This window comes from Streptomyces aureus, assembly GCF_000725495.1.
Taxonomy (GTDB): Bacteria; Actinomycetota; Actinomycetes; order Streptomycetales; family Streptomycetaceae; genus Streptomyces; species Streptomyces aureus_B.
Window position 1 is genome coordinate 427,045 of the sequence record NZ_JNZD01000013.1, and the last position, 12,945, is coordinate 439,989.

General features: G+C 72.0%; 10 protein-coding genes. 5 read left to right on the top strand and 5 right to left on the bottom strand.

Annotated elements, in window-relative coordinates; all coding sequences use genetic code 11:
• The first annotated feature begins 202 nt into the window (after positions 1-202).
• Genes IO36_RS20290 through IO36_RS20305 form a run of 4 tightly spaced genes read left to right on the top strand, consistent with a single transcriptional unit; the run spans position 203 to position 6,281 of the window.
• On the top strand, positions 203-1,465 hold the full coding sequence (locus tag IO36_RS20290) for an ABC transporter substrate-binding protein (protein WP_037621749.1): 1,263 nt from the start codon (positions 203-205) through the stop codon (positions 1,463-1,465).
• A 20-nt stretch (positions 1,466-1,485) separates the two neighbouring features.
• Positions 1,486-2,451 carry a carbohydrate ABC transporter permease gene (locus tag IO36_RS20295; RefSeq protein ID WP_037621750.1) on the top strand — a complete coding sequence of 322 codons (966 nt, stop codon included), beginning with the start codon at positions 1,486-1,488 and terminating at the stop codon, positions 2,449-2,451.
• Positions 2,448-3,341, top strand: coding sequence for a carbohydrate ABC transporter permease (locus tag IO36_RS20300; RefSeq protein WP_037621751.1), 894 nt, complete (start codon positions 2,448-2,450; stop codon positions 3,339-3,341). Before IO36_RS20295 ends, IO36_RS20300 begins: the two co-directional genes overlap by 4 nt.
• A gap of 12 nt (positions 3,342-3,353) precedes the next feature.
• The gene (locus IO36_RS20305) at positions 3,354-6,281 is read left to right on the top strand and encodes a glycoside hydrolase family 2 TIM barrel-domain containing protein (RefSeq protein WP_037621752.1); all 2,928 of its coding nucleotides are present in this window, start codon (positions 3,354-3,356) and stop codon (positions 6,279-6,281) included.
• 54 nt (positions 6,282-6,335) lie between these two features.
• Here the strand turns inward: IO36_RS20305 and IO36_RS49360 are convergent, their stop codons facing one another.
• Positions 6,336-7,079: a hypothetical protein gene (locus tag IO36_RS49360; RefSeq protein WP_037622010.1), complete on the bottom strand. Its 744-nt coding sequence runs from the start codon at positions 7,077-7,079 to the stop codon at positions 6,336-6,338.
• Positions 7,076-8,824 carry a PHP domain-containing protein gene (locus IO36_RS20315; protein ID WP_037621753.1) on the bottom strand — a complete coding sequence of 583 codons (1,749 nt, stop codon included), beginning with the start codon at positions 8,822-8,824 and terminating at the stop codon, positions 7,076-7,078. The genes IO36_RS49360 and IO36_RS20315 overlap by 4 nt, the downstream gene beginning before the upstream one ends.
• Positions 8,825-9,072: 248 nt before the next feature.
• Here IO36_RS20315 and IO36_RS20320 point away from each other — a divergent pair, with 248 nt between their 5' ends.
• Positions 9,073-9,687: a TetR/AcrR family transcriptional regulator gene (locus IO36_RS20320; protein ID WP_037621754.1), complete on the top strand. Its 615-nt coding sequence runs from the start codon at positions 9,073-9,075 to the stop codon at positions 9,685-9,687.
• Between the two features lie 39 nt (positions 9,688-9,726).
• Here IO36_RS20320 and IO36_RS20325 read toward each other — a convergent pair whose 3' ends face one another.
• The 3 genes from IO36_RS20325 to IO36_RS20335 form a co-directional block, all read right to left on the bottom strand.
• A complete protein-coding gene (locus tag IO36_RS20325) occupies positions 9,727-10,329 on the bottom strand; it encodes a hypothetical protein (RefSeq protein WP_037621755.1) in 603 nt (200 codons plus the stop codon).
• Between the two features lie 73 nt (positions 10,330-10,402).
• Complete coding sequence (locus IO36_RS20330; RefSeq protein ID WP_051900706.1) at positions 10,403-11,152, bottom strand: rhomboid family intramembrane serine protease; 750 nt, start codon at positions 11,150-11,152, stop codon at positions 10,403-10,405.
• Positions 11,153-11,195: 43 nt separating this feature from the next.
• On the bottom strand, positions 11,196-12,929 hold the full coding sequence (locus IO36_RS20335) for a DUF2264 domain-containing protein (RefSeq protein ID WP_037621756.1): 1,734 nt from the start codon (positions 12,927-12,929) through the stop codon (positions 11,196-11,198).
• Positions 12,930-12,945: the final 16 nt, after the last annotated feature.

Here is a 12,945-nt window from a genome sequence, read left to right on the forward strand (position 1 = left end):
ACTCTTCCGCACCCCTCGAAGCCGGGCCGCCGCGTCCGGTATCCCGAACCTCCGGCAACGCTTCGCGCGGACTTCGTCCAACCCCTTGCCGAAGGATTGGCGGAAGGTTAACGTCCGGCACCGCACGGCGAATTCGATCCGGGGCCGCGTTCGGCCCGTCTGTGATGCGCACTCAAACCGCCCACAAGACAAGGACGTCACCATGTCGGCATTGAGCAGCACCTGGGACCGTCGCTCCGTTCTGCGGGCCGCCGCCGGCCTCGCCGCCCTCGGACCGCTGGCCGCCTGCGGCAGCAACAACGGGCGTTCCGGCGGCGGGAGTTCGGGCAAGGAGCTGGTGCAGTACTTCCACGCCTACGGGGAGGCGGGCACCGAGCAGGCCATCAAGCGGTACGCGAAGGCCTACGACAAGGCGGCGGTGACCACACAGTGGATCACCGGCAGCGACTTCGAGAGCAAGCTGTTCGCCAGCCTGCTCACCAAGAACGCGCCGGACGTCTTCGAGTTCCATCCCCAGATCCAGCTCGTCAGGAGCGGGCAGGTGGCGGACCTGAGCGACATCGTCGATCCGGTCAAGGACGACTTCAACCCGGCCGACATCGCCTCGCACACGGTCGACGGGAAGATCTACGGCGTCCGCATGATCGACGACCCGCAGTTCTTCTTCTACCGGCCCTCGCTGCTGGAGAAGGCCGGCGTCGACGTGCCGACCACACTCGACGAACTCGTCGAAGCAGCGGCCAAGTTGACGACCGGCAAGGTCAAGGGACTGTTCCTCGGCAATGACCTGCACGCGGTCATCAACCCGATGATCTGGTCCGCGGGCGCCGACACCCTCGACTCGCAGAACCGGATCGCGTACCACACGGAGGGGGTCAAGGAGGGGCTGAAGAAGATGCGGAGCCTCTTCACCAGCGGCCATCTGCTGCTCGACGCCCCGGCCGACTACTGGGACCCCTCGGCGATCGACCAGGGCCTGTGCGCGATCCAGTTCTGCGGGATGTGGGCGATGCCGCAGATGCAGAAGACCCTCGGCGACGACATCGGCGTGTTCCCCTTCCCGAAGGTCACCGACTCCGGCAAGCCGTCGGTCTACAACGGCGGCTGGTCGATGTTCGTCAACGCCAAGGGCAGACACGTCGACCTGGCCAAGGAGTACGTGAAGTGGCTGTGGATCGACCGGAAGAAGTACCAGGAGGACTGGTCGCTGTCGTACGGCTTCCACATCCCGCCGCGCTCCTCGCTCGCCGCGTCCGCCACCAAGCTCGAGTCGGGACTGCCCGCGGAAGGGGTCAAACTGTTCGGCGAGTACGGGCACTTCGACAACATCGGCTGGACCCAGTCCATGATCACCGCCCTGGAGGACGTCTTCGCCGACTGCGTCCGCAAGGGCGGGGACCCGGAGGCGGCGCTCGACAAGGCGGACACGACCGTGAACCGCGAGCTCAAGAAGCTGTTCGGATAGGCCGGCGGACGGGCCCCGGCATGCCGACCACCACCGCGCACGACGTCCCGCGCTCCGCCCCGGCCCCGGCCGCCGCCGCCCGGCCGCGGCGGTTCCGGCGGAACCCGAGCACCCTCGCCTTCTGGCTGTTCACCGGCCCCTTCCTCCTCGGCCTGCTCGTCTTCGTGTACGTGCCGATCGGCTGGAGCCTGTGGCTGAGCTTCTTCGAGGCCCGCTTCACCGTCACCCCCGACACGTTCGTCGGCTTCGACAACTACCGGCAGATGCTGGAGAACGGCGACTTCACCGGCTCACTGCTCACGTTCACCGTGTTCGCCGCCCTCATCGTTCCGCTGACCTGGGCGCTCTCCCTGGCGCTGGCGCTGCTGGTGAACCGGCTGCGTCTCCTGCGGGCGTTCCTCCGGTCGGTGTTCTTCCTGCCGACCGCGTGCAGTTATGTCGCCGCCTCGCTGATCTGGAAGATGTCCATCTTCAGCGGGGTGCGCTTCGGCCTGATGAACACCGTCCTCGGCTGGTTCGGGATCGAGAACACCGCCTGGCTGGCCGACCCCGATCCGCCCTGGTACTGGCTGGTCATCGTGACAGCGCGGCTCTGGCTCCAGGCCGGCTTCTACATGATCCTGTTCCTGGCCGCCCTGCAGAACATCCCGCCCGAGCTCTACGAGGCCGCCGCGATCGACGGGGCGGGGCCCGGCTGGCAGTCGTTCCGCCACATCACCCTGCCCCAGCTGCGCGCCACCTCGACGGCCGTGATCCTGCTGCTCCTCGTGGCCGCCTACCAGGCCTTCGACGAGTTCTTCAACCTGCTCTCGAAGACCACCTGGGGCCGCCCGCCGCTCGTCGAGCTCTACTACACGGCGCTGGGCCAGGAGCAGGACTACGGCGCGGGCAGCGCGGGCGCCGTCATCCTCACCCTGCTGATCTGCGGGGTGACCCTGCTCCAGGGCAGGTTCATGGGCTTCGGACGCGGGGAGGACGCCGGATGACCGCCGCCACCAAGGACCGGGGAGCCCGCGCCGCCGCTCGGGACGGGCGCCGACGGGCGGGCCGGGGCGGTGTCCTCGGCAGCGCCGGACTGTTCGCCGCCACCGGGGTCGCCGCGCTGCTGTTCCTCGTCCCGTTCTATCTACTGGTGCGCAACGCCCTGTCGACCGACGCCCAGATCACCGGCGAGAACTGGGAGTTCTTCCCCACCCGTCTCCAATGGGGCAACATCGGGGAGCTGTTCGACGACCCCACCGTGCCGTTCGCCCGCTCGCTGTGGAACTCCGCGGTCGTCGGCGTGCTGCACACCGTCGGCACCCTGCTGGTCTGCTCGCTCGCCGGCTACGGCCTCGCCCGCATCCCCTACCGGCACGCCGACAAGATCTTCTACGCGGTCCTGGTCACCCTGATGGTCCCCGCCGCCGTGACGTTCGTGCCGAGCTTCGTGCTCGTGTCCTCGCTCGGCTGGGTGGACAGTCTTCGCGGACTCATCATCCCGGGGCTTTTCAGCGGTTTCACCTGCTTCCTCTTCCGGCAGTACTTCCTGGGGTTCCCGAAGGAACTGGAGGAGGCGGCACGCATGGACGGGCTCGGTCACTGGGGCGCGTACTGGCGCATCGTCGTGCCCAACTCCCTCAACTTCTTCGCCGCGATCGCGACCATCACGTTCATCAGCGGCTGGAACGCCTTCCTGTGGCCGCTGGTCATCGGCCAGGACCCCGACGCCTGGACGGTCCAGGTGGCGCTGTCCTCGTACATGACGAACCAGACCGTCAACTTCCATCTGATCTTCATGGCCACGGCCATTTCCATCCTGCCCCTGGTGTTCGTGTTCCTCTTCCTCCAGCGCTGGCTGGTCCAGGGAATCGCGCAGACCGGCATCAAGGGCTGACCTAGGAGACGCATGACCGTCCGCACCTCTCCCGGAACACCGGCCTCTCCCCCGTCCGCCACCGACTACGTCGAGGACGTCTCCCCCGGCTCCGGGGCACTTCCACCCCGCGCCCGGTACGCGCACTCCGACGCCCGCTCCCTCTCGCTGAACGGCCGCTGGGACTTCCGGCTGTCGCCCACCGCCGACGCCGAGGACGACTCCTTCGCGGCCGAGGGGTACGAGCCCGAGGGCTGGGCCGGGGTCGACGTCCCCGGCCACTGGGTGCTCCAGGGGCATGGAACGCCGGTCTACACCAACCACCTCTACCCCTTCCCGGTCGACCCGCCGCACGTACCGACCGAGAACCCGACCGGGGACCACCTGCGCCGCTTCGACCTTCCGGCGGACTGGCCGGCGGAGGGCGGCTCGGTCCTGCGCTTCGACGGGGTCGAGTCCTGCGCCCGGGTCTGGCTGAACGGCACCGACCTCGGCGAGTTCAAGGGCTCCCGGCTGCCCCACGAGTTCCCCGTGGGCCAGTTGCTCCGGCCGGGGGGCAACGTGCTCGCGGTCCGGGTGCACCAGTGGTCGGCGGGCTCCTACCTGGAGGACCAGGACCAGTGGTGGCTGCCGGGCATCTTCCGCGACGTCACCCTGTTGCACCGGCCGCCGGGCGGCGTCCTCGACTTCTTCGTGCACGCCTCCTACGACCACCGGCGGGGCCTCGGCACCCTGCGGGTCGACTCGGACGTCGACGGACGGGTCCTCGTGCCCGGCCTGGACATCGATGTCGAGACCGGGACGCCGGTGACGCTCGCGGTGCTGCCGTGGACGGCCGAGACACCCCGGCTCTACGACGGCGAACTCGTCACCGCGGGCGAACGCGTCCCCCTGCGCATCGGCTTCCGTACGGTCGAGCTCCGCGACGGCCTGATCACGGTGAACGGCACACCCCTCCTCTTCAAGGGCGTCAACCGGCACGAATGGCACCCGGAGAAGGGCCGCGCCCTCGACCCGGAGACCATGCTCGCGGACGTGCTGCTGATGAAGCGGCACAACATCAACGCGGTGCGCACCTCCCACTACCCGCCGCACCCCGCCTTCCTCGACCTGTGCGACACCCACGGCCTGTGGGTGATCGACGAATGCGACCTGGAGACCCACGGCTTCACCGAACAGGGCTGGCGCGACAACCCCGTCGACGACCCGCGCTGGACACCGGCGCTGCTCGACCGGGCGGAGCGCATGGTCGAACGGGACAAGAACCATCCCTCGGTGATCCTGTGGTCCCTGGGCAACGAGGCCGGCACCGGGCGTGGCCTCACCGCGATGGCCGAGTGGATCCGCGCCCGTGACCCCTCGCGGCTCCTGCACTACGAGGGCGACCACGACTGCCGTGACACGGACGTCTATTCGCGCATGTACGCCGACCACGCCGAGGTCGAACGGATCGGCCGGCACGAGGACGGCGGCGGGCTGAGGCGGCGCCGACTCCCGCTGATCCTGTGCGAGTACGGGCACGCCATGGGCAACGGACCCGGCGGACTCGCCGACTACCAGCGCCTGTTCACCTCCCACGACCGGCTCCAGGGTGGCTTCGTCTGGGAGTGGATCGACCACGGCATCGCCGACGAGCGCCACGGGTTCGCCTACGGAGGGGACTTCGGGGAGGAGCTGCACGACGGGAACTTCGTCTGCGACGGTCTCCTCTTCCCGGACCGGACACCGTCCCCCGGGCTCGTCGAGTACAAGAAGGTCGTCGAGCCCGTCCACATCGACGGCGGGGACTCCCCCTCCGGCGAACGCCGCGAAGGTTCCGGGGCCCGGGACGGCACCGTGCGCGTCACCAACGGGTACGACTTCACCGGCCTCTCCCACCTGGAGTTCGCCTGGTCGTACGAAGTGGACGGCGAGCGCGTGGAGTCGGGGCCGCTCGCGGTGCCCGCCCTCGCGCCGGGCGAGTCGGCCGACGTCAAACTGCCCCCGCCGCCCGTGGATCCGGGGGACGCCTGGGCCGGCTGGACGATCCGGGCGGCGCTGGCCGAGGAGACGTCCTGGGGGCCGCGGGGTCATGTCGTCGCCCGGGCCCAGCTGGTCGTGAAGGAGCCCGCGCCGCCGTCCTTCACCCCGTCCGCGGTCCCGGTGCGCGGCGGGCGGACCGTCACGCTCGGGCCGGGTACCTTCGACGCCCGCACCGGCGCGCTGCTGTCCGTCGGCGGGGTCGAGGTCACCGGCCCGCGCCTCGACGTGTGGCGCGCCCCGACCGACAACGACAACGGCGCGCACTGGCAGCCGGACGCCCGGTACGGCCCGCTCTGGCGCAAGCTCGGCCTGCACCGGATGCGGCACCGCCTGGACACGGTGGAGACCGGCGACGACTTCCTCACCGTGCGCACCCGGGTGGCGCCCGCGGCCCGCGACGTGGGCCTCGGGACCGTGTACCGCTGGACCTCCGACGGCACCCGGCTGCGGCTGACCGTGTCCGTGGCTCCGGAGGGCCATTGGGCGCTGCCGCTGCCCCGGCTCGGCGTCCGGCTCGGTCTGCCGGGCTCCGCGGACCGGGTGACCTGGCTCGGCGGCGGCCCCGGAGAGGGGTACCCCGACACCGGCTCGGCCTCCCTGCACGGGCGTTGGGAGTCGACGGTCGACGCGATGCAGACGCCGTACGTGCGTCCGCAGGAGAACGGTGCCCGCCCCGGCGTCCGCTGGGCCGAGATCGGGGGACTGCGGATCGAGGGCGACCCGGACTTCTGGTTCACCGCGCGGCGCTGGACGAGCGAGCAGCTGGACGCGGCGGAGCACCGGACGGAGCTGCGGCCCGGTGACACGGTCTGGGTCAACCTCGATCACGGCCAGCAGGGCATCGGTTCCCAGTCCTGCGGGCCCGGCGCCCTTGCGCGGTACCAACTGCGGGTCGGTCCGGCGGAGTTCTCGTTCGTGTTCTCCGCCGTCACGGGCTGAGGCCCGCGTTCCCCGTGCGGCCGGACGGCTCTCCCCAGCCGTCCGGCCGCACGGTCAGTGGCCGGCGCAGCAGGGTGTCGGGTCCGGCACCTCGAAGGGCACGAGGGTGCCGCCGGCGGCCGGCATCGCCGCGAGGACGAGCAGGCCCTCGCGCCACTCCGGGCGCACATGGCCGCGCGTGACCAGCTTCGCCTCCGGGGAGGGCCCTTCGGGCGCGCCGAGCACCGTCACCCGGTCCACCGCCGAGACCTCCAGCAGCCGGGCGACGGTCAGGGTTCCGGTGACCGTCTCCGAACCCGGGTACAGGACGGCCCGGCCCCCCGTGCGGGCCTCGTGCTCGGCGGCGGCATGAACGGCTCCGGCCGCGAGCTCCTCGGGCCCGTGCCGGTCGTCGCCGAATGCGACCCCCGGCAGGGCCTCGGTCCCGGCGCCGGAACCCTCCCCGCCGCTGCCGGCACCGTCGCCACCACCACCGTCACCCGCACCGGCTCCGGCTCCGGCTCCGGCTCCGGCTTCGGCTTCGGCTCCGGCTCCGGCTCCGGCTCCGGCTTCGAGGACGGTGCCGGGGCCGGTGGGGTGCTCGGTGAGCCACTGCCAGGCCGCGCGGGCCGCCGCCGCGGACGGCAGCGCGAACGACAGGGCCGTGTGCGGCCGCCGTCCGTCCCGGACGTGGTGCGTGCAGCCCACCGCGTCCGCGTCCAGTCCGAGCTCCGCGGCGAGCGCCCGCAGCAGATGGTCGGCCTCGCGCGGGGGGCCCGTGTGACCGGTGTCGACGCCGACGACGTACCGCCCGGTCACGACGGCAGGACCCACACCGGGTTGGAGTAGAACCACAGGTCCTTCCACGGGTCGGCGTCGCCGAGGACGTCCACGGCGGGACCCGCCGGGTCGACCGACGCGCCCCTGAGGCCGACGGCGGAGCGGTTGCCGTCGGTGCCGCGCAGCCGGACGTACACCGGGCGGTCGACGGCGCCGAGGTCGTAGGTGAGCCGGACCGTGCCGGAGGACTTGTTCACCTCGTAGGACCTGGCGACGCGCGCGGTGGGCGCGGTGAACGTGTCCCGGTCGGAGACGGGGCCCGTCACATCGCCCTGGATGACGTCGACCCGGGCCAGCTCGGGCACGAACCCGGCCCAGTTGGGTCCGCCGGCCAGTCCGAGGTCCACGGTCAGGGTCACCCGGGTGCCCTTGCGCACGTGCAGGGCGCCGCCGAGGGTGGCCCAGCGGCCGCCGCCGGAGACCCGGGCGTCGAGACCGCTGATGAGCTGCCCGTGGTCGACCCACACCCGGCCGGCGCGGATGCCGTCCATCACGGCGGCGTAGGAGAACCCGTCGGAGCCGACGTGGGTGCGGCTGTACTGGCCGGGCCAGTAGTCGCCCTGGGTGGTGTCGATCTTCCCGCCGTAGACCGGGTCGGTGTGCCGGCCGTTGAGGTTGAAGTCGCTGTCCGGTCCGCCGCGCACCGCGGTGTCCGTGTAGACCTGGTGGGAGTCGGAGTTGGCGGTGATCCACCAGGGCTTGCCCTCGGCGAGGAGGCTGTCCCACAGGCCGCCGACGGTGGCGGTCATCCAGTCGAAGCCGCCCCAGGTCCGGTAGCTCTCCAGCGGGTAGCCGGCGAAGGAGTTGGCGCTCGGGCTGTTGTCGTACAGACCGCGGGCGACGCCCATGCCGTACGTCTTCTCGATGCCGCCGGCCTGGTGGCCGGGGGCGCCCTCGAAACCGACGGCGATCTGATGGGACGCGGGGGTCGCGTCGCGCCAGGCGCGGATCTCGTGCGGGGAGTCGAGACCCTTGCGGGCGGGGTGGTTGGCCAGCATCAGGATGTCCTTGACGCGGCGCCGCTGGACCTGCTCGGCGAGGAAGTTGAGGCCCGCGACGGCCAGCGCCTCGTTGGCGGGCGTCGAGTCGCCGGCACCCTTGACGCTGCCGTCGTAGTCCGTCTCGAACTGCTTGAGGACGGCGACCTCGTTGCGGCCGGGGTGGACGAAGACCGTGCCGTGCTCGGCGGCCGGGATGTTCCATTCGAGGCCCTGGAAGACGAGGGTGTCCTCGTGGATGTCCCGGGCCTCCTGGATGTCCGGGTTGACCTTGTCCACACCGATCTTGGCGTGGGTCTCGCTGCCGTGGTCGGTGATGACCATCCAGTCCAGGCCGTGCGCGGCGCCTTGGCGGACCTGGTCGCGGACGCGGTACTTGCCGTCGCTGCTGTACTGGGTGTGGATGTGGTGGTCGCCGGCGAGCCAGAGGAAGCCGTTCTTTCTCCGGCCGCCCGTGGAGGCCGCCGCGGGTGCGGCGGCCGCGGGGGTGGCGGCCGCGGGGGTGGCGGCCGCGGGGGTGGCGGCCCCCGGCGCGAGGACGCCGCCGGCGGCGAGACCGGCGCCGAGCAGTCCGGCGCGGCGCAGCAGCGAGCGGCGCGACTGCTGCTCGGGGGTCAGGGCCTCGTCGGGCACCGAGGTGTCGAAGGCGGCGGGCAGCGTGGTGCCCGCGTCGCCGTGATGGTGGTGATGGTGATGCCCGTGCTCGTGTCCGTGCGTGTGCCCCATGACCGCCTCCTGAGTCCAGCCCCGCCCCTGCGGGCGCGTCATGAGGAGATTCGGGGCGGAGCATGAACGGCGGGCGGCTCCCTCGTGTTCGCGGGACGACCTGAATCGGTCAACTGGCTTTATCCATGGGCCTGTTGCCGCATCCCCTGTCCGTTGCGCCGGGAATGCGGCGGGCCCGGTGCCATCGGTGGCTAGGCTTCTGCCTCGGTTCCCCAGGAAAAGTGGCGTGGCGGAAAAGGGTGGTCCTCATGGCTCGTGCCGGACTCACGACCGAGCGGGTCGTGCTGGCGGCGGCCGATCTCGCGGACGAGATCGGCTTCGAGAACGTGACCGTGGCCGCCCTGGCCCGGCGGTTCGGGGTGAAGGACGCGAGCATGTACGCGCATGTGCGCAGCGTCCGGGAGCTGCGCGAGCGCGTCGCGCTGCTCGCGTCCGGCGAGATGATCGACAGGATCGCCACCGCCGTGGCCGGACGAGCCGGGAAGGACGCGCTGGTCGCCTTCGCCGACGCCTACCGGGCCTACGCCCTGGAGCGGCCCGGCCGCTACCGGGCCACCCACACCCAGCCCGACCCGGCCCTGGTCGCCGAGCGGCCGGAGTACCGCCGCACGGCCGAGGTCACCGCCGAGGTCACCACGGGCATGCTCCGCGCCTACGGACTGACCGAGCCCGACCTGACCGACGCCGTCCGCCTGCTGCGCAGCACCTTCCACGGCTACTGCACCCTGGAGGCCATCGGCGGTTTCGGCGCCCCCCGCCCCGTGGAAACGTCCTGGCGCCACGCCCTGGACGCCCTGCACGTGACCCTGGAGAACTGGCCACACACCGAGGCCGGGACGCCCGGTCCGGTTCCCGCTCCCTGACCGGCTCGGGACTCCGGCGGTCCGGCCGCCGGCCGGGTCTCAGAGAAGGTCCCGCCAGAACGGGACCGTGGCCCTCGGGTCCCAGCTCGCGTCGGTGTGGCCGTGCCCGTTGCCGAACTCCTGGTGCAGGTAGTCGTCGAGGTCCAGGCCGTAGTAGATGATGTCGGTCTGCCACACCGAGAGGACCGGGTGTCCCGACGTCCCCCGGCCGGCGGGCAGATACCGGTGGCTGTAGACCGGTACGAGCGCCGGGACGTCCCGCAGGCACAGCCGTGCCCGCTCCAGGGCGGCCTCGGCGGCGGCCGGGCGTTCCCCCCATGCCTCGTACCAGAAGTCGTTGCTCTCCACGTCGAAGAGGACGCCCTCGACCGGCCATTCGAGCCGCTGCCGCAGTTCGGCCGGATCCCCGCCGCGCCACTCGGGCCACGGCCTCTCCCACATCTGCCCTTGGCGGGGCGTGCCGTTCACGGGAACGCCCGCGGCGAGGAACGCGCGGTGGTCGTCCCCGAACTCGAAGCCGTAGGCGTCCTCGATCTCCGCAAACTCGGTGTCCGTCAGACCCGGTTCGATCGCGAACCGGCCCGATGCCGCCAGACGCCGTGCCGCCGCCGCACCCAGGCGCGTCCCCTCTTCACCGATCACCGGCGCAGGCTAGCGCCGGCGAGGTCACGCCGCCACATGGTTTTGCCGGTGCTCGCACCCCGGGCCGGGCCGGTCAGAGCAGCCCCAGATCCCCCAGTTCCTTGTGCAGGTCCGCGCGGGGGTTGGGTGGGGTCGGGTCCGGGGTCAGGGGGGCGGGGAGGGTTGTGCCGGGGGTGGGGTGGGGACCGGACGGTCGGCGGGGGTGGCGGTCGCGGAAGATCCAGGCGCCGGCCAGGCCGCCGATCAGTCCGCCGAGGTGGCCGAGCCAGCTCACCCCGGGCGTCCCGGGGACGGCGACGGTGAGCATGTAGGCGAAGGACGCCGCCATGACGACACCGATGAGGGTGTCGATCAGGTGCCGGTCGAAGACGCCCCGGACCACGACGTAGCCGAAGTAGCCGAAGATCAGACCGCTCGCGCCCACCGTCTCCACGTCACCGCGTTCGAAGAACCACACCACGAGTCCGCTGGTCACCGCCACCAGCAGGCTCAGCCCGAGGAAGCGGGTCACGCCCCGGTAGGCGGCGAGGAAGCCGAAGACGAACAGCGGGCCCGAGTTGCTCTCGATGTGGGCCCAGCTCCAGTGCAGGAAGGGCGCGCTGATGATGTCGGGCAGGGTGGCGATGTCGCCGGACACCACCCCGTACTCCCGTGAGAAGGCGTAGTGGTCGGCGAAGTTGGCGAGTTGCACCAGCCAGACCACCGCCAGGAACCCGAACATCACGAAGAACGCCTTCCGCGCCTCCGCGATCATCTGCTCCGCGTCGGCCGGACCGATCCCGGCTCCGCCGCCCCAGCCCCCGCCCCTGCCCGGACCACTCATGACCTGCCCCTCCCCGGCGGATGCGTCTCCGCCCCCACGCACTCTAGGGAATGCCCGTGACATCGTCCCCGGCCAGGGGGACGATCCCGTCGGCACCGAGGCGGAAGCGGACCGTCCCTCCCCCGGTCCAGGTCACCGTCACCTCGTACGTCCCCGGCGGTGCCCCCTCGGAAGCGTCCGCCTGGACGGACACCAGGTCCGTGAGCGGGTCGGGATCGGGGTCGGCGGTGAGGCGGGCGAGGGCGACGAACAGGGAGGCGCCGTCCCCCGTGACGCCCTCCCCCGCTCCCGACAGGCCGTGCGCGGGCAGGAGTTCGGCCCGGACCTCGTCGCCCGCGGCCCAGCCGGTGATCCGGACCGGCGTCCCGGGTACGGCCCCCGAGACCAGGTGGGCCCGCACCTCCACGGCACCTCGGGCTGCCACCAGGGAGATCACCGAGACGCCCTCCGTGACCGTGTGCCGGGACGCCGCCCAGCCCTCCCCGACCCCCAGCGGCACGATCCCGGTCCGGCTCGCGTCGCCGCCGACGATCACGCTGTTGTCGTACGACGGTGAGGGCGCCGTCGCGGTCGAGTAGGCGAGCCGTGTGTAGAACGGGTCGTAGCGGACGTCCTCGCTGCCGTGGTTGTGCAGCCGGACCAGACCGTCCGAACGGGTCGACTGCAGAAGCCAGTTGGGCGGGCCGACCGGGGTGACCGCGTCGGCGCGTTCCGCCGGGCCCGGCTCCTCCGCCGCCGTCCAGACCTCGTGCTCCGGCGGCAGCAGCAGCGCGACGAACGCCTTGCTCGCCCAGTACGGCGAGGCGGGGCCGGAGTAGTGCTGCACGTACGCCTCGTCGGGGCCGTGCCAGCCGAGGGTGAGCAGCCCGTCTCCGTCCACCGCGCCCCGGTCGAGGAAGTGGCGCAGGGCGCCCGAGGCGAGCCGGCGGGTCTCGCCCGGCGACAGCGGACTTCTGCCGGTGAGCGCGCCGAGCCACAGCGGCGCGGTGGCCGCGAAGCGGTAGGTGAGCGAGCGGCCCTGGCGCAGCGGCGCCCCGTCACCCCCGAACAGCCGGGCGTGGTCGCCGAGATGGGCCTCCAGCCGGCCGCCGTAGAGGTCGAGGAGCCGCGCGTCGTCCGCCAGCCACGCGTGCAGCACCGGATAGAGGTGCATCGCCCAGCCGTTGTAGTAGTCGAACTTGCGCCCGTCGCCGTCGGTGTACCAGCCGTCGCCGCGGTACCACTGCTCGATGCGTTCCAGACCCCGGTCGACCGCGGCGCGCGAGGCGTCGGGCTCCCAGCCGATCTCCTCGAGGAACCCGCCGACCGTCACCGGGAACAACTCCCAGTTGCAGGCCCAGGGTTCGGCCGTCAGCGCGTCACCGAGCCAGGCGGCCGCCCGCTGCTTCACCCCGTCGTCGAGGCGGTCCCACAGCAGCGGCCGGGTGAGCCGCAGCGCGAGCGCGACCGACGCCGCCTCGACGAGGGGCTGGCCGCGGTCCTCGACGCGCGGCCAGATCCCGGCCGTTCCGGCGGCCAGGCCCCGCGCGTACCGCTCCAGGACCTTCTCGTCGCGGCGGAAACCGGCCAGCAGCAGCGTCCGGGCGTAGCCCTCCAGACCGTCGGAGAGCCGGCCGGCGCTGCCGGTGTGTCCACCGGGGAGGTGGTAGAGGGCCTGGTCCTCGGTGGCGTGGGGGGCGACCGCGGCGAGCAGGGAGTCGGCGACCGCCTCCCAATGGGCGCGGGTGAAGCCGGTGTACGGGCTGAGAGAGCGGTCCTCGGCGGGTTCGACGGGCATCAGGTCTGCTTCCTGT